At 48.1% G+C, this 20739-nt stretch carries 21 protein-coding genes and 1 tRNA gene; 21 read left to right on the top strand and 1 reads right to left on the bottom strand.

Features of this window, described 5'->3' with window-relative positions; all coding sequences use genetic code 11:
• Positions 1–173 precede the first annotated feature (173 nt).
• From MHI43_RS32040 to MHI43_RS32025, 4 genes are all read left to right on the top strand, one after another.
• Complete coding sequence (locus MHI43_RS32040; RefSeq protein WP_015738122.1) at positions 174–428, top strand: DUF3343 domain-containing protein; 255 nt, start codon at positions 174–176, stop codon at positions 426–428.
• A 96-nt stretch (positions 429–524) separates the two neighbouring features.
• Positions 525–1346 carry a mechanosensitive ion channel domain-containing protein gene (locus tag MHI43_RS32035; protein WP_235201602.1) on the top strand — a complete coding sequence of 274 codons (822 nt, stop codon included), beginning with the start codon at positions 525–527 and terminating at the stop codon, positions 1344–1346.
• A 65-nt stretch (positions 1347–1411) separates the two neighbouring features.
• The gene (locus MHI43_RS32030; protein WP_015738120.1) at positions 1412–1633 is read left to right on the top strand and encodes a DUF951 domain-containing protein; all 222 of its coding nucleotides are present in this window, start codon (positions 1412–1414) and stop codon (positions 1631–1633) included.
• A 132-nt stretch (positions 1634–1765) separates the two neighbouring features.
• A tRNA-Ser gene (locus tag MHI43_RS32025) sits at positions 1766–1856 on the top strand.
• A gap of 578 nt (positions 1857–2434) precedes the next feature.
• Here MHI43_RS32025 and MHI43_RS32020 read toward each other — a convergent pair.
• The gene (locus MHI43_RS32020; RefSeq protein WP_015738119.1) at positions 2435–2629 is read right to left on the bottom strand and encodes a YjzC family protein; all 195 of its coding nucleotides are present in this window, start codon (positions 2627–2629) and stop codon (positions 2435–2437) included.
• 238 nt (positions 2630–2867) lie between these two features.
• Here MHI43_RS32020 and rpsF point away from each other — a divergent pair, with 238 nt between their 5' ends.
• The 17 genes from rpsF to dnaB all read left to right on the top strand — a co-directional run bounded on the left by rpsF (position 2868) and on the right by dnaB (position 20337).
• Complete coding sequence (rpsF, locus tag MHI43_RS32015) at positions 2868–3152, top strand: 30S ribosomal protein S6 (protein ID WP_009591503.1); 285 nt, start codon at positions 2868–2870, stop codon at positions 3150–3152.
• A 47-nt stretch (positions 3153–3199) separates the two neighbouring features.
• Positions 3200–3694 (top strand): single-stranded DNA-binding protein, encoded by a 495-nt coding sequence (gene ssb / locus MHI43_RS32010; protein WP_015738118.1) that lies wholly within the window; start codon positions 3200–3202, stop codon positions 3692–3694.
• A 21-nt stretch (positions 3695–3715) separates the two neighbouring features.
• The gene (rpsR, locus tag MHI43_RS32005) at positions 3716–3988 is read left to right on the top strand and encodes a 30S ribosomal protein S18 (protein WP_006207333.1); all 273 of its coding nucleotides are present in this window, start codon (positions 3716–3718) and stop codon (positions 3986–3988) included.
• A gap of 870 nt (positions 3989–4858) precedes the next feature.
• Positions 4859–5533 carry an SOS response-associated peptidase gene (locus tag MHI43_RS32000; protein ID WP_036659573.1) on the top strand — a complete coding sequence of 225 codons (675 nt, stop codon included), beginning with the start codon at positions 4859–4861 and terminating at the stop codon, positions 5531–5533.
• Between the two features lie 727 nt (positions 5534–6260).
• On the top strand, positions 6261–8030 hold the full coding sequence (locus MHI43_RS31995) for an ABC transporter substrate-binding protein (RefSeq protein ID WP_036659571.1): 1770 nt from the start codon (positions 6261–6263) through the stop codon (positions 8028–8030).
• A gap of 66 nt (positions 8031–8096) precedes the next feature.
• The gene (locus MHI43_RS31990) at positions 8097–9059 is read left to right on the top strand and encodes an ABC transporter permease (protein WP_009591558.1); all 963 of its coding nucleotides are present in this window, start codon (positions 8097–8099) and stop codon (positions 9057–9059) included.
• Positions 9060–9071: 12 nt separating this feature from the next.
• Positions 9072–9995 (top strand): oligopeptide ABC transporter permease, encoded by a 924-nt coding sequence (opp4C, locus tag MHI43_RS31985; protein WP_015738112.1) that lies wholly within the window; start codon positions 9072–9074, stop codon positions 9993–9995.
• Between the two features lie 11 nt (positions 9996–10006).
• Entirely contained in the window at positions 10007–10981 is a 975-nt protein-coding gene (locus MHI43_RS31980) for an ABC transporter ATP-binding protein (RefSeq protein ID WP_009591511.1), read from the top strand.
• Positions 10981–11946, top strand: a complete 966-nt coding sequence (locus tag MHI43_RS31975) for a dipeptide ABC transporter ATP-binding protein (RefSeq protein WP_009591536.1) — start codon at positions 10981–10983, stop codon at positions 11944–11946. The genes MHI43_RS31980 and MHI43_RS31975 overlap by 1 nt, the downstream gene beginning before the upstream one ends.
• A gap of 219 nt (positions 11947–12165) precedes the next feature.
• Positions 12166–13137, top strand: a complete 972-nt coding sequence (locus MHI43_RS31970; protein ID WP_015738110.1) for a D-alanyl-D-alanine carboxypeptidase family protein — start codon at positions 12166–12168, stop codon at positions 13135–13137.
• 241 nt (positions 13138–13378) lie between these two features.
• Positions 13379–14365: an LCP family protein gene (locus MHI43_RS31965; RefSeq protein WP_015738109.1), complete on the top strand. Its 987-nt coding sequence runs from the start codon at positions 13379–13381 to the stop codon at positions 14363–14365.
• A 232-nt stretch (positions 14366–14597) separates the two neighbouring features.
• Positions 14598–15032 (top strand): CBS domain-containing protein, encoded by a 435-nt coding sequence (locus MHI43_RS31960; protein WP_009591456.1) that lies wholly within the window; start codon positions 14598–14600, stop codon positions 15030–15032.
• A gap of 261 nt (positions 15033–15293) precedes the next feature.
• A complete protein-coding gene (locus tag MHI43_RS31955; protein WP_175320760.1) occupies positions 15294–15596 on the top strand; it encodes a MazG-like family protein in 303 nt (100 codons plus the stop codon).
• Between the two features lie 5 nt (positions 15597–15601).
• Positions 15602–16519 (top strand): DUF2232 domain-containing protein, encoded by a 918-nt coding sequence (locus MHI43_RS31950; protein WP_036659569.1) that lies wholly within the window; start codon positions 15602–15604, stop codon positions 16517–16519.
• Between the two features lie 11 nt (positions 16520–16530).
• Positions 16531–18531 carry a DHH family phosphoesterase gene (locus tag MHI43_RS31945; RefSeq protein WP_036659567.1) on the top strand — a complete coding sequence of 667 codons (2001 nt, stop codon included), beginning with the start codon at positions 16531–16533 and terminating at the stop codon, positions 18529–18531.
• On the top strand, positions 18528–18971 hold the full coding sequence (gene rplI, locus MHI43_RS31940; protein WP_036659565.1) for a 50S ribosomal protein L9: 444 nt from the start codon (positions 18528–18530) through the stop codon (positions 18969–18971). Before MHI43_RS31945 ends, rplI begins: the two co-directional genes overlap by 4 nt.
• A gap of 1 nt (position 18972) precedes the next feature.
• Positions 18973–20337, top strand: coding sequence for a replicative DNA helicase (gene dnaB / locus MHI43_RS31935; RefSeq protein ID WP_015738106.1), 1365 nt, complete (start codon positions 18973–18975; stop codon positions 20335–20337).
• Positions 20338–20739 lie beyond the last annotated feature (402 nt).

Genomic DNA, 20739 nt, shown 5'->3' with positions numbered 1-20739 from the left:
TAATCATTTCGAGCGGTAGCCGTGCTTTGAATATGTATAGGACATGGACCCGCAGGTGTTCTATGAAATGTTGATTTATTTTAAGAGTTTTATATAAAACCCTTGTTTGCCGGACATGATAATGAGAGATATATACAACTAAAATGATAGGCAGCATGAAGGAGGATTTGGCAGTGGAAGGTGCGATGGTGATCGCATTCGATTCCACCCAGCAGGCGCTGCGCGCGGAAATGCTGCTGGAGTATGCGGATATCGAAATAGATCTGTTCCCTACGCCGAAAGAGATTACGGCTGGCTGTGCATTATCGATTCAATTCCCCTCTGATGCGTTAAAGGATGTTCAAGAGATTATCCGGCTGGAGCATGTGGAGATCCGGGGCATTTTTGCGCTTGATGACAACGAGAGGTATATCAACATCGAAGAGTAAGGGAGGACATCAGGGATGAGGGGCTTTGGTTACTTGTCTGGGGAAACTACAGAAGATGGTGTAGACTTGCAAACGATAGCTGAGGAGGCAGAGGGTTTGAAAGATAAGATCTGGGGATGGTTAACGAATGAGGAGATGTGGATGAATATTCTGTCATCCGGCATTCGGGTAATCATCATATTTATTCTGACGCGTCTCGTGATCCGGGTTGTGTATAAAATGATTGATCAGTTCCTGCTCCGGCAGGAGAAGAGCCGAATCCAGGTGAACTCAAGACGCTTTGTTACAGTAGGGGAATTGTTAAAAAATGTAACCTCCGTCGTATGTAATTTTGTCATGATCTTAATCATTCTGTCGGAGTTCAACTTCAAGCTAGGACCACTGTTGGCTGGTGCCGGTGTACTGGGTCTTGCCATCGGTTTCGGTGCACAGAGTTTGGTGAAGGACGTTATTACCGGATTCTTCATTATATTCGAGGATCAGTTCGCCGTAGGTGACGTGATCAAGAGCGGCGAGTACCGGGGAACGGTCGAAATGATCGGACTGCGCACATCGCGTGTCAGGGGGCTGAACGGGGAAACCTATATTATTCCGAACGGGATGATTACCAGCGTTACGAACTACTCTCTTTCCAACTCGCTCGCGATAGTGGATCTGCCAGTGAAGAACGATCAGCAGGTGAAGGATACGATCACATTGATTCAATCGGCACTTACGGGAATCATGGACCGCCGGCCCGAGGTGCAGCGTACGCCGGATGTGCTTGGGATCCAGTCTTTGACAACGTCGGAATATGTGGTTCGCATCGTAGCCGAGTGTAATCCGAATGCCAGGGAAGCCGTGGAACGCCAGATTTTTACCGATATCAAACAGGCCATTGAAGCACGCGAGCTGGGGCAAGAACGCGCTCAGGGTTGATCTATTCGGTGATCCGATGTTATATAATAGATAATGAAGCGACGAAACAAAAGGGAGCGGTAACCATGGAGCGCAAGGTTTTTCAGTTAGGGGATATCGTTCAGATGAAGAAGCCCCATCCTTGTGGAAATAATGAGATGGAGATTATTCGCATGGGGATGGATATTCGGATTAAATGCACGAAGTGTCAGCACAGCGTGTTGATCCCCCGTGTAAAGTTCGAGAAGAATATGAAGAAGGTTTTACGTTCGGCGCAGGAAGCGGAAGGGGCAGGGGATACACCTTAATATTTCCTCCCCGGAAGCTTCCCAAGCCAGTGTTCATGAAGCCGGTAAGGCGAATCTGATCGAGCAGCTAAAAAGAGATGGAGACAAGCTATTGACCAGATAACGTTTCCATGATATAATCAATCTTGCTGTGGAAAGGTACCCAAGAGGCCCAAGGGGGCTGACTCGAAATCAGCTAGGCGTCGCAAGGCGTGCGTGGGTTCGAATCCCACCCTTTCCGCCACCAATCGTTCTAAGTTCCGCTGTTATGGATGCAGACGATATTGTTACATAAACCGAGGCGTTAAGCTGTACGGACGCCTTTGAATAAAACACCCTCATGCAGGTCAGATGATCTGCCGAGGGTGTTTTTCGTTGTCGAGAGGATGACTCCAGATCAGGAAGCGGACATAAAAAGAAGGGCCCTAATGGGCCCTTCTTTCTGGGTAGGCGGTGCTTGTGAATTGGAATCATTTTATCAGCACTTCTGCGAACCTTGTCAACAGCTTCACTTGTCCTAAAGGTCAAGCACTCGGCTCATTTCCTCAGCTTGCAATTCGTGCGACGATCAGAAACCTTCTGCGTTGTTCAGTTGCAACGTTCAACGGAACCACACCTCTCTCATGCACCGCCTGATTATAATGTGCGCATAAAGGGCTGTTTGTATACATGCTAATTTCAACGAATGACAATTTAGAGTAAATGGTCAGCCTTCATTGCTTGAACGACAGCCATATAGGCAAAGCTCGATCGTGGGGCAGTGCTCAGGATGCAATAGGACGGACGCCGAACAATACCATGCGTCTGGAACACTCCAGGCTGTTACTTAGGCTGCACCCGACGCTTGTTTAACCATACGCGATCATCATTTTGAGTTTCAGGGAAGGTGTCGCCCTTGCTCATTTTAATTTGACGCGGGTTCTCAATGCCCATAATATGGTCTCTAACGCCAACTTCCATATAAATGCCGTTGTTTGGCGCTTTGTCGCCTGCACGAAATTCGGTCTGTTCTCCCATTGTGGAATTCCTCCTCATTATGATGGATGGACTGCATGTATTATCATGCGCCAACAGACCTTAAATCATTGCAGGGAAAGAGAGAAAGGCGCGGTAATAAAGGGAAGAGGGCATGTTTGGTTTCGAAAAGAAACTTGCATCCGATCATCCGTTCTGATATAGTATTATGGTGCGAGTTAGACTCGCTCCTTGCTCTCAACATCGATTGAGGGCCGAAGTCCATAAGGAGGTGAAACATATGCGCAAATATGAAGTGATGTACATTATTCGTCCTGACATTGAACAAGAAGCTGTTCAAGCTGCAGTCGATAAATTCCAAGGCATCATCTCCAACGGCGGAGAAATTACAAAGCATGACGTAATGGGTAAACGCCGTCTTGCGTATGAGATCAAGAAATTCCGTGATGGCGTCTACGTTCTGGTAAACTTCAACGCAACACCTGAAGTTGTAGCTGAGCTTGAGCGTCTCATGAAGATTTCTGACGAAGTCATTCGTTATCTCATCACGAACGACGTTGCTTAATACGGACCAAACTTTGTAATTGATTTCGTTCTAAGGAGGGGATTGGATTGTTGAACCGTGTCATTTTGATTGGCCGACTGACTAAGGATCCCGAGCTGCGATATACTCCTTCAGGTGTTGCTGTAACGCAATTTACACTTGCTGTTGATCGTCCGTTTACTGGACAAGGCGGGGAGCGCGAAGCGGATTTCATTCCGGTCGTGACCTGGAGACAGCTTGCGGAGACTTGTGCAAACTATCTGCGCAAAGGCCGTCTGACGGCTGTAGAAGGGCGCATTCAAGTGCGGAATTACGAGAATAACGAAGGTAAGCGTGTATACGTCACCGAAGTCATTGCCGATAATGTTCGCTTCTTGGAGTCAAACCGTGAAACAAGCGGTGGCGGAGGAAATCGTGAGGAATCATCGTTTAACGGAGGAAGCAACGGCAATAGCGGTGGCGGAAACCGGGGGAACAATAACTACTCGCGAAACAACAATCAGGATCCTTTTTCCGATGAAGGAAAACCGATCGATATTTCGGATGATGATTTGCCATTTTAATACGGAAAGGACTGACAACACATGGCTTTTAAACAAAGAGAAGGCGGAGACAACGACAAAAGACCGGCACGCCGCGGCGGCCGCAACAAGCGTCGTAAAGTATGTTTCTTCACTGTGAACAAAATTACTCACATTGACTATAAAGATACAGACCTGCTCAAGAAATTCATCAGCGAGCGCGGAAAAATCCTGCCTCGTCGTGTAACAGGTACTAGCGCTAAATATCAGCGTGCCCTGACGATTGCGATCAAACGCTCCCGTCAAATCGCATTGCTTCCATACACAACGGAGTAAACCTTTGTGTGTAAAGCGGTTCAGCCTAATAGGCTGGGCCGCTTTTTTATTAGGTACAAATTCAAGTGCTTACTTCAACATCTCGCAAGGGATAGCTCGGCCATATGCGGTCTGTCGTCGAGTAAGCAATGTCGGCAGATGCTTGCAAGACCACGTCGCTGCCCATTGTGAATCGTGAAAGCATCCATGTTGAGAGGCAGAGGTTACATCAGATATATAAAACAAGAGCAGGGACAGACCATTTCGGTTTCAAACAGGCTTAACCAAATGTTGGGATATAATGTCTTCACGGAAGAATCGTGTCTCCTCTGAGTGTACATTGTTGGAGCGTAGCAGCGATCGATAAATACAAGCCTGGTGTAAAGCTTTCCAGTTTTAAAGCCCTGAAATCATGTCTACTTCGAAAGGACAGTGTCTATTGTAAGCAATACAACGATAAGAACAATGGATGTTCCTGCTATAAAGGAATCCATGAATGTAGGCCGATCGCAAAGTAGGCTGAAAAAATTCCTTCTATTATATATAGGTATCTGTAGCCTTTCCGCATAAAGGGTGGAATGTTATTTGTCTAGTATATAGAATGCGATCCTTTTCATATATCGAAAAAAGAGAATGGTACGGGCCTATTTCTTATTCTCGTATGAAGTTTGATGTCTATCGTGTACAAACATGATATACGAACATGGCCACGACCGTGAGGTAAGGAAAATTTAATAATGCGATTACATTAAAATTACAGAAATTTTTCAATCAGATGATGTCCTCTCCAGGGATACAAGCGTACATAGAGTGGAAGCTCCATGATGTTAGTCTTATTATGCATATTCCTCCTCCATTATCCAAACGATAAAGGAAAAAGGAGGTAGTCGTATGTGCAGAAGATTTTCGCTGTCCGCAGGGCTCGAAGAAGTGAATCAACGCTTTGGCATCCATCGGGTCATGTATTACTACAAGAGCCGGTACAACATTAGTCCTACCCAAACCATGCCGGTCATTGTACAGGAACAGGGGGAGCGGGTACTCGATGAGTATCGGTGGGGCTTGGTTCCATATTGGGGAAAAGACGCGGTCAATGCCGATATTACGACAGTTGATCAGAATCCCACTTATCGCAAAGCGATTGATACGAGACGCTGCGTTATACCTTGCAACGGACTATATTACTGGAGGACGGTCGGCAAACGGAGTTATGCCGTACGGACCGTGATCGGAGAGAATGAAATATTCGGTATGGCGGGCCTATACGAGACATGGCGGGATGCCAGAGGAAATGAAATGAGAACCTGCACGGTTCTGATGACGGATGCAAATGAAGCGATATCGGAGTTCGAAACACGGATGCCGGCAATCTTGTCGGAAGATAACATGGATAAGTGGCTGGACCCGGAAATCCAGGGAAGGCATGCGGTTCATCCGCTGCTTCATACTTACCGCGGACAGATGCGCATATATCCGGTAACGCCTTTGGTGGCCGACGATACGCATGATCATCAGCAGTGCATTGAAGAAATGGATTTGAAGCTTGCTTGGGTGAAGAACCTGTAGTTCGTAAGTATGAAAGAACGTGGTTGATTTATCTGACATGAAACAGAACATGAAAGCAATCCGGAAGATGCCTCCGGATTGCTTTTTAGGTTTTAGTGCAGTAGAGGAACGAAACCATGAAAGGTAATACCTCCAAACAGGCGTCATCTAATACGGAATTGAAGCTTCCGGTTAGGATGAAATATTACATAAAAATGGGCTTTATCTAGATTGAGCAGAGATAGACTAGAATAGTGTGATATAATTTAACATAAAACTTACCTTTTAGCACTTTTAATCAAGGTTTTAAATCTGAATTAAAATTATTTGTAATATAACATTACATCATTTCAACAAAACCGAAGGCGATTATAGTTATAAATTGTAAATAAATCTTGATATTACATACATTTTCAGTAAACTAAGGATATACAACGGAGATAAACTTAATTATTAACCTCGAAAACGACGATAAAAACATGATTTTTGAGAAATATGAAAAAAAGTAATTGACGTTACCTAAATTTACACGTATCATAACATTAATTTTATAGGCAAGAAGATATTGCTAGAGACTTTGGCACTAATTGACCAATGGTATATTTTCTGTAAAACTTTCAAGTTATTTCACATCATGCAATGACATCCTAGAGAACGTAACGTTCAGTACCGAAATTATTTAAGGATGATTTCAATATTCGTCCTGATAATTTATATTGCAACAACATTTTTTAAGAGGAGGATTCGCATGAAGAAAAGAATGTCACTCCTGCTGGCAATCATGCTTCTGGCCATCACGGTATTAGCAGCTTGCGGAGGCGGAGGAACAGCAGAACAGCCACCAAGTCAAGGGGATCAAACGGAGCAAACTCCACCAGCTGAAGGCGATGGCGAAGAAACTACAGAACCGCCAGCTGAATCTGGTGACGAAAGCCAAGGCTATTTTGAAGCTGAAGACCCATCTTTGAATCCAGCAACTGCATTGAATCGTAAAGACACGCTTGTTGTAGGTATGACTGCACCTAAAGGGGTATTTAACCCGTTCTACTGGCAGACTGCTTATGACAAATATGTCGTAGACGCTATCTTTGATTCTTTCTTCGCAGTTCAAGGCGACGGAACGTACCAGAACCGTTTGGCGGAAAGCGTAGAAGTTTCCGAGGATAAATTGAAGTACACGTTCAAATTGAAGCCAGGCGTGACGTATTCCGATGGCACTCCTGTTACTGTAAAAGACTATGCTTTTGCAATGAAAGTTTATCATGATTCCAGCTATGACGGCCAATCCGATCTGTTGTCCGTTCATATCAAAGGCGGTAAAGAGTACAACGAAGGCAAAGCTACCGATATCTCCGGTATTAAAGTCATCGACGACAATACCATTGAAATCGAAGTTACCGAAGCAAATGCAATGACCAAGGATAACCTCGGTACGGTTGCTTTTGCACCAGAAGCCTACTATGGCAAAGGTTACAAGCAAGGCAACCTGGAGTACATGAAAGATCTGCACGCTAAACCAATCGGAAGCGGTCAATATGTATTGAAGAGCTACTCCCCAGGTCAAGAGGTAGTACTCGAAGCTAACGCTAACTACTTCCTGGGCGCACCGAAAATCAAGAACGTTATTTACAAGACTACAACTGAAGAAACCAGATTGGCCATGTTCCAATCCGGCGAAATCGATATGGATATGGTTACCGTTAACGAAGACAACGTAGAAGAATTGAAAGGCATGGGCTTCCTGGACGTCAACATCTTCCCAACCAACGGTTACGGATATGTTGCCATGAACCACAATGATCCTAAATTCCAAGACGTTAAGGTTCGTCAAGCATTGATGTACGGTTTGAACCGTGCAGAAGTAGTAGAAATCATCTATGGTCCTTATGCGAACGTATTGAATATTCCACAATCCAGCGTTTCCTGGGCTTACACGGACGAAGGCATTGAGCCGTACGAGTTCGACATGGAAAAAGCGAAGCAGCTTCTTGATGAAGCAGGTTGGGTAGCCGGTGCAGACGGTACTCGCGAAAAAGACGGCAAGAAATTCGAAATTCATTTCTCTGCAACAGCTGACAACCCGGTAATCGATGCTCTGATTCCGGTTATGACGCAAAACTACCAAGAACTTGGCATCAAATTGACTGCTGAAACGTTGGATTTCAACGCTATCATGGATAAGAAGGACAAAGGCGAGTTCGAAATGTTCTTCGCAGCTTGGGGCTTGACTCCGGATCCGGATTCCACGGTTTACATTACAGATGGACAGCAGAACGATATCGGCTTCTCCAATCCAGATTACGATGCAGCTATGAAAAAAGGTCTGAACGCGTTTGATCTTGAAGAACGTAAAGCAGCTTACGCTGAAGCATATCAAGTGCTGAACCAAAACGTTCCGGATCTCTTGATCTATCAAAGACGCGATATGTGGGGTATTAACAGCAGAATCAACGGCATGGACATCACTCCATACAAAGACTTCACCATCGATCTCTATAAAGCCGAAATTCAACAATAACAGCAGGAAACATATGCTCAGCTCGCAAGAGCTGGGCATATCCACTTATAAGCCGGGAGGAATATTATGAAGCAGTACATTATCCGGAGGCTGCTGCAGATTATCCCGACAATGATCGGGATTTCGATTATCATATTTGCAATATCAGCATTGGTTCCAGGTGACTATATCACTGCAGTGAATAACCCGACGATGACTGCTGAGAAGGCAGCTCAGCTTCGGGAAATTTATGGTTTAGATAAGCCGCCAGTAGAGCGTTATCTTACATGGGTCGGCAATATGCTGAAGGGTAATCTCGGAGATTCCCTTGTGCACAAACAACCTGTTACAACCGTTATGGGCAATTATGTATGGAACTCCTTTTTCATCGCTATTTTCAGTTTGATATTGAGTTGGATTATTGCTATTTTTGCCGGCGTATTCTCGGCTAAATTCCAGTATTCTTTATTCGATAAAATCATTACGCTATTAATCTTTTTATGTATGTCACTGCCCTCTTTCTTCATCGGACTTCTTCTCATCAAATTTTTGGCGTTGGATCTAGGGTGGTTCCCGGTTGGCGGTATGAAGACATCCGGAATGAATGGAAATACGTGGGAACAATTGGTTGATATCGCTTGGCATATGTTCTTGCCGGTTACGGTACTCACGATGCTTAGCACAGGCAGCTTGACGCGGTATTTCCGTACAAGCATGCTGGAGGTTATTCGTCAGGATTACATCCGGACGGCTCGTGCTAAGGGGCTAAAGGAACGTACGGTAATTTTCAAGCATGCTCTGCGTAATGCAATGCTTCCTGCGATCACCCTGATGGGCTTTGAGCTGCCAGCTTTGTTTGGCGGCGCCATCATCATGGAGAAAATTTTCATTTGGCCAGGGGTCGGTCAAGTTTATCTGGAATCGATCAATATGCGGGACTATCCGTTCATGCTTGGTTTCACGGTGTTCATATCCGTACTGACACTTCTGGGCAACCTGTTGTCTGACGTTCTGTATGGAACTGCAGATCCAAGAATTCGCTTAAAGTAGGAGGAGATTCATTTGTCCGCAGAGGCTGCACCATTAAAAACGAATCTACCAGTACCGAAGAAGCAGCCGGATTCCCCGTGGCGGATCGCTATTCGCCGTTTTTCCAGAAACCGTCTTGCTGTCATCGGACTTATCATAATCGTATTTATGTTTTTGCTGTGTTTTATTGGTCCATTGTTCTCGCCATACTCACTGTATGACTACAGTGTAAAAGATAAAAACTTGCCTCCAAGCTCCAAATATTGGCTAGGCACGGATAAGCTCGGCCGCGATGTTCTTCTGCGTATGATGCTTGCAGGCCGGATTTCCCTGACGGTCGGTCTTGTCGCAACGGGTATCTCGGTCATCGTGGGGGCGACGCTTGGCGCGCTGGCCGGGTTCTATCGAAAATGGGTCGATACTCTGATTATGCGTATTGCCGATATATTTATGGCGATTCCGACGCTCCCGATCCTGATCATTTTGGGCGCGGTGCTGTCAGACTTAAAGGTTGATCCTTCTGAACGAATCTATTTCTTGATGTTGATTATAGGTATCTTAGGCTGGAGTGGAATTTCCCGCCTTGTACGCGGACAAATATTGACGCTACGTGAACAAGAGTTTATGCAGGCAACGGAAGCGCTGGGACTTAAAGACCGACGCAAAATTTTCCGCCATCTGCTGCCGAATACAATTCCGATTATTATCGTATCCGCAACGCTTGGCGTAGCCGGAGCCATTATTTACGAATCGGCGTTAAGCTTCTTGGGAGTTGGGGTCGTTCCGCCAACACCTTCTTGGGGGAACATGATCTCGGCCGCAAACAGTTTGATTGATTTCCGTAAGCGGCCGTGGCTGTGGATACCGCCAGGCATGTGTATTCTTGTTACCGTAGTTGCAATCAACTTGATCGGTGACGGGCTTCGCGACGCACTTGACCCGAAAATGAAGAAGTAGGAGATGCGAATATGGCAAAAGAATTAGTAGAATTCCGCAATTTAAAAACGCATTTTCAAACCTCCGCAGGCACCGTGAAAGCCGTCGACGATGTTAGCTTCAAAATCCGTGAAGGTGAAACACTGTGCGTGGTGGGTGAGTCGGGCTGTGGTAAGAGCGTAACAGCCATGTCTCTTATGCGTTTGATCGATACACCTCCGGTGGGGGGAGAAATCCTGTATGAAGGCAAGGATCTGCTGAAGATGAGCAAGCGCGAGATGAGCTTGATTCGCGGCAACGATATCGCCATGATCTTCCAGGAACCCATGACCTCGCTGAACCCGGTATTAACGATCGGGGAGCAGATTGTGGAGCCGATCCTGCTTCATCAGCTCGTTAACCGTAAAGAAGCAAAACAACGCGCCATCGATCTGATTAATTTGGTTGGAATCCCGCGTGCGGAGAAGATTTTCGACTCTTATCCGCATGAGCTCAGCGGCGGTATGCGCCAACGGATCATGATCGCGATTGCCCTTAGCTGTAATCCGAAGCTGCTGATCGCGGATGAGCCTACAACCGCTCTTGACGTTACGATTCAGGCCCAGATCTTGGATTTGATGCGTGACATTAAGGGTAAACTCAACACTTCGATTATGCTTATTACGCATGACCTAGGCGTTGTTGCCGAGATGGCGGATTATGTTGTTGTTATGTACGCAGGCAAAGTCATAGAAGAAGCGCCGGTCATCGAGCTGTTCAAACAACCGAAGCATCCATATACCAAAGGTCTTCTGAAGGCGAAGCCGGTCATTAATCAGACGCAAGAACGTCTGTATTCGATTCCGGGACAAGTGCCTAACCCGGTAGATCTTGGAGACAACTGTCATTTCCATGATCGCTGCGAATTCTGCATGCAGATCTGCAAGGAGAAAACGCCTCCGCTCGGTACGGATCCTAACGGCCATAAGGTCGCTTGCTGGCTGTATGAAGAGGAGGGGAAAGCCTAATGAGTCAAGCACTGATCGAAATAGACGGTTTGAAGAAATACTTTCCCATCACCGGCGGCGTATTTCAACGAACCGTGGGCAATGTAAGGGCCGTTGACGGAGTCAGCTTTACCATCAACAAAGGCGAATCCTTCGGGCTCGTAGGTGAATCGGGCTGCGGCAAGAGCACCATTGGACGAACCATTCTTCGATTGCTGGAAAAAACGGAAGGCAAAGTCATCTTTAATGGTACCGACATCCATTCCTTGTCCAAGGAGAAGATGCGTGCCCTGCGTCCAAAGATGCAGATCGTATTCCAGGATCCATTCAGCTCGCTGAATCCAAGAATCAAAGTGGGCGAAGCCATCGGCGAAGCACTCATTGACCATGGGTTAGTTAATCGTAAGGAACTTAAAGACCGCGTGATTGAAACGCTGGAAATTTGCGGCCTTGCCGCCTATCATTACGATCGGTATCCGCATGAGTTCTCCGGCGGACAGCGACAACGGATCGGGATTGCCCGCGCGTTGATTCTGAATCCCGACTTTATCGTCGCGGATGAGCCGGTATCTGCATTGGACGTATCGATTCAAGCACAAATCATCAACTTATTAAGTGATTTGCAGCGCGAGAAGCAGCTGACTTACTTGTTCATTTCTCATGATCTCAGTGTTGTAGAGCATTTGTGCAACCGAATTGGGGTAATGTATCTGGGATCGATGGTAGAAATGGCAAGCAAGGAAGAGCTGTTCCGCAACCCGCTGCATCCTTATACGAAAGCATTGCTGTCTGCCGTACCGGTACCGGACCCAACGCTGAAGCGCGATCGGATCGTACTGAAAGGCGACATTCCAAGTCCGGCGAACCCGCCTTCAGGCTGCAAATTCCACACACGCTGCCCGCTGGCTTCGGACCTGTGCAAACAGCAAGTGCCGGAATACCGCAATGTAGGAAATGATCACTTTGTTGCTTGTCACTACGCTTAATAGGACTCTTCATATCCAGGTTTTCTGACAGCAATCAGCATGATGATTAGAAGATTTACAGATTCATAGAAGGACTTCCTATCGTCTGCGGACGGTTGGAGGTCTTTTTCGTTTTCCTGACACATTCGTTTCATTTACAAAAATTTCTAAACAGAAAATTCAAAAAAAAGCAGACCAAATGCCTCTTTCAACCGTCTATAACTATGGAGGGCTAATTCTATGAAAAAACGGTGGCTTTGGCTGGTCATGATGTTGCTAATTATCGTCCCCATAGGGGCGGTTGTCATAGGAAATATAGAACGAGCGGGGTTTAAACCGAAGGTTGACGCGCGAGCCGTCGTCTTAATGGATTTAAACACCGGGCGTATTTTGCTCAGCGAGAATGGCGACGTACCCTTACCGCCTGCTAGCATGTCCAAGCTGATGACCGAATTGGTCATCCTGGATGATATTAAGACCGGGAAGAGATCCTGGGACGATGAAGTCAAGATAAGCGATACGGCAAGCGACGTCAGAGGCGTTAAAATCGCCTTGAAGTCCGGCGAAATATTGACGGTTCGCGAATTGTTCCAGAGCATAACGGTTTATTCCGCCAATGATGCGTCCGTGGCGCTTGCCGAGCATTTTGCGGGCTCCGAGGAAGCGTTCGTTCGGAAGATGAATGCCAAGGCCAAAGAGATTGGCTTATCCAGCGCGACCCGTTTCGTGAACGCGTCAGGCGTCGAGCAGGGCACTGCCAATGGTCACGCCTGGTCCTCGGATGGAGAAACGGTAATGACCGCAGAAGATACGGCTAAACTAGCCGCGCATCTCATTAGAAGCCATCCGGATATACTAAGCACTTCCAGCAAAACGCAGACGAAGATAAGCGGACGCAATTTATATTTGAGCAACACCAATTGGATGCTGCCCTCGCTTGGCGGCCCTTATTCCTACGAAGGCACCGATGGATTAAAAGCAGGATACACGGCGAATGCAGGGTACTGCTTTACGGGAACAGCCGAGAAGCAAGGCAGCCGGCTTATTGCCGTTGTCATGGGTACCGAATCCAAAGAAGCAAGGTTTGAAGAGACGCGAAAGCTGTTCGATTACGGATTTTCCAAGACCTTGACGTGGAGAGAGCGGCTGGACGACTGGTTCCAATATTCGGGAACCGCAGCCGCTCTTCAGCATGAGAACAGACCGGTTTAACGGATCAATGAGGATTTGGTAGATTTATAGAACTGCCCGTGAAGGGTTCACATTTGACAATATTCTGGTTTACAATAGATGATGTGTTGCAACTAGCCTACTAGTATGAAGTGAGTCAACGGGAGGAGTTCCCGTTTAATAAGAGAGGAGGGTGAGCCAAGCAGCTTAGGGTGCAAGCAAAGACCTTTAACGATCTGACTTATCCATTAATTTATTTTATAATAAAGAAGGAATTGAACTCATGAAGAGGAAATCATTATATATTACGCTCGCTATTGTCATATTGCTGGGCTCATCCGCATTTCTGTTTAGAACGCAGCTTGCGGTCGTGGCATTTGACCTGTTTATGGCAAAGGACGTAGAGGAATCGTTACAGAAATCGTATAAGCCGCTCCAGAGCGACAAGACGCCTGAACCGGTCGTACTCCAGAGCAAGCCGTTCTCGGTCATGCTGCTGGGAAGCGACCAGCGGGAAGACGAGCCAGCCCGTTCGGACACGTTGATCTATGCGGTTGTACGTCCCATGGAGTCCAAAGTGCTCCTAATCTCGGTACCGCGGGATACGTACGTCGATATTATCGGCAAGGACAAGAAAGACAAGATCAACCATGCGTTTGCATATGGCGGTCACCAAATGGCGAAAGATACGATGGAAGCATTTTTCGATGAGGAACTTGATTATTATGCCTCCATTAATTTTCAAGGCTTGAAGGATGTCGTTGACGCCCTTGGCGGCGTTGAGCTGCCGATCCGCAAGGATATCGTCAACAAAGGCAGGGATCATGAGAAGTTCACGATTGAAGCCAACAAACCGATTTACAATGGCGAGGAAGCCTTGAATTATGTCCGTTATCGTGAAGATAGCGACTTTAATCGGGCGAAGAGACAGCAGGTATTTTTGGATGTAGCGGCTAAGCGGGTCATGAAGCTGGATCAGATCGGCAAGGTGCCTGAACTGATCGAGATTATGGGAGATAATTTCCAAACCGATATGCAGCCTAAATTCATTATCGACCTGGCGAAGCAGATGCTGACCGGGGGCAAAGTGGATATGACCAGCTATACGATCATGGGAGAAGGCATGAAAATTAACGGCATCTATTATAATGAGGCCGACATGGAGGACGTGCAGGAAGCCCGCGACCTAATCGACAACTGGATGAACCCGGATACGCCGGCAGACCAGCTGCTGCAGCCTAAAGATGCAGAGAAACAGAAATTGCAATAACATAAACACCGGTACATCCGGATGATGTCATAGTACGTTGCTTCATCTCAATCAGCAGTCCGGATTGCCTGGCTGCTGATTTTGTGCCCTATACAAGGGAATCGAAACGACGGAGTTAACGTATGTATGAGTATGGATAGGGGAAGGAGTAACCTGCATACCAAGCTTTTGGATCAGGAAGGTTACTTAACATGACTCCATGAGGTTGGAGTCATAAGGAGGATAATGCATTATGAATATCGCTTTTTTTCTATTACCGAAGCAGGAAGTGATTTGTTTAACGCTGGACTCCACGCTCAGGCAGACGCTGGAACGGATGGAGTTTCACCGGTACACGGCGGTGCCCGTGCTGGATAAGAACGGTCAATATGCAGGCACCGTAACCGAAGGAGATCTGTTATGGCATATGAAGAACTCGGAAGGCAAAATCACTTTTGAGAACGCTTCGAAATTTTTGCTGAAGGATGTTCCGTTCCGCATGGATATCAAGCCGGTATCGATTGATGCCCGGATGGAGGATCTGATTAATTTGGCCAAGGTACAGAACTTTGTGCCGGTGGTGGACGACATGAACCGATTTATCGGGATTGTCCGCAGAAGCCTTATCATCGAGTACTGTGAACGCTTTGTTTCCAAGGAGACGATGGAATCCCAAGGGGCAACATAATCATGTAGGAACGCAAACAACAAAGGGCGTGGGACCACGGGGACATCGTGGGTAACACGTCCTATTTCTATAGAGACGGGGCTGCAGCCGGCATGCAGGGGGAATAACCGGTGGCCATTTGGAGTACAAAGAGAAGGTAAGTTATCTCCGCCATGGGGACTAAGGTTGGACAGGGTGCCCCGGGGCCTTTGTGTGGGCGGCTTTTTTTTATGCTATAATGGAGAATAAAGCTGTTTTCAGGGAGAGATGGATATGCCGAATATGCCGAAGGACTTGGATGTAGCGAAACGCGCCAAAGTGATTGAATGGCTTAAAACCGAAGTAATTGATCATGTATCCCGGTTATTCAAAGCTCTATGGGAAGGCAGCACTACAAAGGTTGGAGACAGTTTGGCAAGCCTGATGATGAGCTCCTACATACTGGGCCGAAGGCTCGGCTTGACCTATCGGGATTTGGACGATCTCTTGTTGGAGAAATTGAAAAAGCATAAGCAGGAAGGACATCAGCTGGAGGATTGGTACCAGGATATTTCCGCGCTCGAAGAACATTTGCGTAAGAGGTGAACATATTGAAATTGCGCTGGACTACGGCGGTATGGAGCATTGTATATTTGCTGCTGCTGCTGTCACTACTCACACCCTTTTCGATCGTAACGGCTTTCTTATTGGTTCTGCCGGTTGCGATTCTGTTTACGGCTTTGAATACAAAATCATTTATCATGCATGTGGTGCCGGTGTGGCTGATTGCTCTTCTGATTCATCCCATTTATTTACTGCTTGCGATCTATTTTGCGATTCCGGGGATCGTGATGGGGTATTTATACCGGAAACGGAAGGCAGCCATGCAGGTGTTGAAGTATGGCATGGCCGTCATGCTGGTGGAACTGCTTGTCCTGCTGATGATCAGCACGGCCTTCTTCCAATTGAATCTGTCGGAATATGTGGATGAGATCGTAAAGATGACGACCGCTCCGCTCACCGAGATGGGTGTTGAAGGCGGCCTGGGCGGCCAGTTCCTTGGCACCGAACTCGATACACAACTCATTAAAGATCAAACGATGCGTTTGGTTCCGTTCGCGATGATTATCAGCTCGTTCCTTATGACGGTGGTCACTCATGCTTTGGCACGGCCCACCCTCAACAGCATGGGCTTATCCGTGCCGCGGCTGAAGCCGGCCAGAGAATGGATGCTCCCGCGTTCCCTGATCTGGTACTACCTGCTCATTTTCTTCATCAACATAGCAACCGTCAATTCGGACAATACCTTCATGAAGATGATAGTAGCCAACGCTACGCCGTTGCTGCAGATCTGCTTCATGATTCAAGCGCTAAGCTTCTTCTATTATCTGGCACACGAGCGGAAGTGGCATCCGATCGCGCCGCTTTTGACGGCCATACCGATTGTTCTGTTCCCGCCGGCAATGATTATCGGAATCCTGGATCTGGCGTTCCCACTTCGTCAGGCATTTAGTAAAAACAAAAGATAGGGTGATGAGTCATGCCTAAATTTCTGCAGAAACGCTGGCACGGCTATCATACCGTCTGGGCGTTTGCGCTGGTGCTTCTGCTTGTTATTTTTCTGTCGTTCTACAATACGATTCTGGGGCTGGTCGGGCTGCTGCTTGCGGTGGTAGGCGGCTACGCGATGCTGAAGGCGGAGATGAAGTTTCGCCGCGAGCTGGTGGATTATATCGGAGATCTGTCGTTTCGGATTCAGCGGGTCGAGGGCGAAGCGGTCAGCGTGCTGCCATTTGGCATTGTGCTGTACAGCGAGGATAAGACCGTGGAATGGCATAACCGATTCGTAGTCAATATGTTTCCCCAACAGCCGCTGGTGGGCGCTTCCTTGCAGGAGCTGTTCCCCGAGCTGGTGACAGCGCTAAAGGAAATCCAGGAGAAGAAGGATAGCAAAGAGAAGCCGCCGAAGGAAATTCGGCTGGAGATTTCCCATGAGGATAAGTACTATGGAGCCACGGTAATTCCGGATGAGCGACTCATTTATCTGGATGAGATCACCGAGCTGGCGGTGCTCAGGCAGCGGTACGAGGATGAGCGGCTGGCCTTGGGCATTATCATGATGGATAACATCGATGAGGCCTCGCAGGGAATGGATGATCAACAGCGGACGGCACTCATTGCAAAGGTCACCAGCGAGATTACGAATTGGGCCCGGGAGTTCAACGTCTACTTACGGAGGCTCTCCTCGGACCGCTATTTGATGATGCTGAACCACAGGTCGCTCGATGCGCTGGAGAATAGCCGTTTTCTCATCCTGGACGAAGTCCGGGAGATGACGGCCGATCTGAAGGTACCGCTTACGCTGAGCGTCGGTCTTGCCTTCGGTTCAGACGATATCACGGAGCTGGGGCAGCTTGCCCAATCCAGTCTGGATATGGCACTGGGCCGGGGCGGAGATCAGGCTGCTGTCAAAGCCGGCCAAAGGCTCTCCTTCTATGGCGGTAAATCCAACGCGGTAGAGAAACGAACGCGCGTAAGAGCGCGAGTCATTTCCCATGCGCTGCGCGATTTGATGCAGGAGAGCGACAAAGTGATCATCATGGGCCACAAGCTGCCGGATATGGACGTGGTCGGCGCTGCGATCGGCATCCTGAAAGCAGCCCAAATGTATAAAGTCGAGGCTTATATCGTGATGGAGGGAATGAATCCGTCCATTTCGAGGATTATGGAAGAGGTCCGCAAGGATGAAGCCTTGATGAGCCGATTCATCTCGACCGAACAATCGATGCAGATGATGACGGAGCACACGCTGCTCGTTGTCGTGGATACCCATAAAGCCTCCATGACGATGGAGCCGAGGCTGGTTCATCGCGCAAGCCGGGTGGTCGTGATGGATCATCACCGGCGCGGCGAAGAATTTATTAATGACGCGGTGCTGATCTATCTTGAGCCGTATGCCTCTTCAACCTGCGAGCTGGTGACGGAGGTGCTGCAGTATATTCACGACCGGGTATCCCTTACTCCGGTTGAGGCCACGGCATTGCTGGCAGGGATTACGGTGGATACCAAGCATTTTGCCCTCCACACGGGATCGAGAACGTTCGAGGCGGCCGGGTTCCTGCGGCGTCACGGAGCTGACACCATGATGATTCAGCGGGTGCTCAAGGAAGATCTGACAGAATTTATAGCGAAGGCAGAAATCGTGAAACATGCTAAAATGGTATTTGACCATATCGCTATCGCGGTGGCGAAGAGCGGGGAGCCCATGCCGCAGCTGCTCATTGCTCAAGTGGCGGATATGCTGCTGAATATGACGGATGTGCAGGCATCCTTTGTCATTAGCGAGCGCACCGACGGCAAGATTGGCATTAGCGCCCGTTCGATGGGCAAGATGAATGTTCAGATGATTATGGAACGTCTCGGGGGAGGCGGACATTTAACGAACGCCGCAGTACAACTGGATACGACGCCTGAGAAAGCCGAGGAGAAGTTGATGGAGGTACTGAAGGACATCGAAGCGAAAGAGGGGTTATTTGAATGAAAGTCATTTTCATAAAAGATATGAAGGGCCAAGGCAAGAAAGGCGAAGTGAAGGAAGTTTCGGAAGGATATGCAACAAACTTCCTGATTCCGCGGGGAGTCGCTCGTCCGGCTACCGACGGGAACATGAAAACGCTGGAGCAGCAGCAGGCCTCCGAGGAGAAGCGCAAGGCGCAGGAGAAGGAAGAGGCGCAGGCGCTCGGCAAGAAGCTGGAAGAGATGACGGTGATCCTGAAAGCCAAAGCTGGAGAGGGCGGACGTCTGTTCGGCGCCATTACCAGCAAACAAATTGCGGAAGCATTGGCAGGACAGAAGATCAAAATCGACAAACGCAAAATTGAGCTTAGCGATCCGATCCGCAGCCTGGGCGTTACCCAGGTTCCGGTGAAGCTGCATCCTGACGTCAAGGCGACGCTCAAGGTTCAAATTACGGAGGAGTAATATGGGAGGAGAACTCTATTTCGATCGGGTCCCCCCGCAGAACCTTGAGGCAGAGCAGGCCGTGCTCGGTGCCATTCTGCTGCAGAGTGAAGCGCTGATCACGGCGATGGAGCGGGTGCAGGCTGAGGACTTCTACGATAAATCACATCAGATGATTTATGAAGTCATGGTGCAGCTCGGGGAAGGCAATCAACCGATCGATCTGGTGACCCTTACATCTCTTCTGCAAGATAAAGGACAGCTGGAAGAGATCGGTGGAGTCAGCTATTTAGCGAAGCTGGCTCATGCCGTCCCGACGGCTGCGAACGTGGATTATTACGCCCAAATCATCGAAGAGAAATCGATGCTGCGGCGTTTGATCCGAACGGCAACCCAGATTGTCAGTGAAGGCTATACCGGAGGAGAAGATGTATCCGGTATGCTCAGCGAGGCGGAGCGCCGCATACTCGAGATCTCCAATCGACGCACGGGCAGCGGGTTTATTGCGATTCGCGACGTGCTGATGGAAGTCTTCGAGAAGGTGGAGGTCCTTCATCAGAACCGGGGGAATACGACAGGGATTCCTTCCGGCTTTGTGGATCTGGACAAAATGACAAGCGGATTCCAGCGCAACGACTTGATTATCGTGGCGGCCCGTCCTTCCGTAGGTAAAACGGCCTTCGCACTGAATATCGCCCAGAACGTGGCCATTCGCGCCAAAGAAACGGTAGCCATCTTCAGTCTGGAGATGTCCGCGCCACAGCTCGTTCAGCGTATGATCTGTGCCGAGGCGAACCTCGATGCGGGCGTGATGCGGAATGGCGATTTCAAAGGCGACGAAGATTGGTCCAAGCTAACGATGGGCATCGCCGCTTTATCCGAGGCGGAGATTTACATTGATGATACACCTGGCGTCACGGTAGCCGATATCCGTGCGAAATGCCGCCGTTTGAAAAAAGAGAAGGGGCTCGGCATGATTCTGATCGATTACCTCCAGCTCATTCATGGGCGCGGCAAGCCCGGAGAGAACCGGCAGCAGGAGGTATCCGAGATTTCGCGTACGCTCAAACAAATTGCCCGTGAGCTCGAAGTGCCGGTCATCGCGCTGTCACAGCTCAGCCGGGGCGTGGAGCAGCGTCAGGACAAGCGTCCGATGATGAGTGACCTCCGGGAATCCGGTTCGATCGAGCAGGATGCCGATATCGTTGCGTTCTTATACCGGGATGATTATTACAATCAGGAAACCGAGAAGAAGAATATCATCGAGATCATCATTGCCAAACAGCGTAATGGTCCGGTAGGCACAGTGGAATTGGTCTTCCTGAAGAACTTTAATAAATTCGTCAATTACGAGCGAACGCATGCCGATGCCTTTGCCGCCGGGTAACGACGGTATTCACCCTTAGCCGGGCTTTCATGTTTGCTTAATGAAACAGGAAGCTTCTAAACTAAAGTTCGGAGATCGGGCCAATACCTGCCGCTCGCTGTAAGTATAGGGCATTTCTTAAGATATCAAGTATAAACTTCGAAGCTTGAGCCTTCCTGATATCGCAAGAAAAACTTCCTCTAACCGAGGTCTGTCTTCTGAGAAAGTACGTCGACAGTCGTTTTTCTTATGGCAGTTCCCCGAATAATACGGTTATCCATCTATAATCTCGTCCTAATTCCGAACAATCGTACACACTCATGTGCGATTGTTCGTTTTTGTATTTGACTTTAAAAATGGGGACTGTTACACTGGTATTGCTGCTTTAGTGCAGTGAGGTTGAACTATAATCAGCTTGCAGAG

The organism is Paenibacillus sp. FSL H8-0457, from assembly GCF_038051935.1.
Taxonomy (GTDB): Bacteria; Bacillota; Bacilli; order Paenibacillales; family Paenibacillaceae; genus Paenibacillus_AQ; species Paenibacillus_AQ lautus_A.
This window is presented reverse-complemented; position numbering and strand designations above follow the sequence as displayed.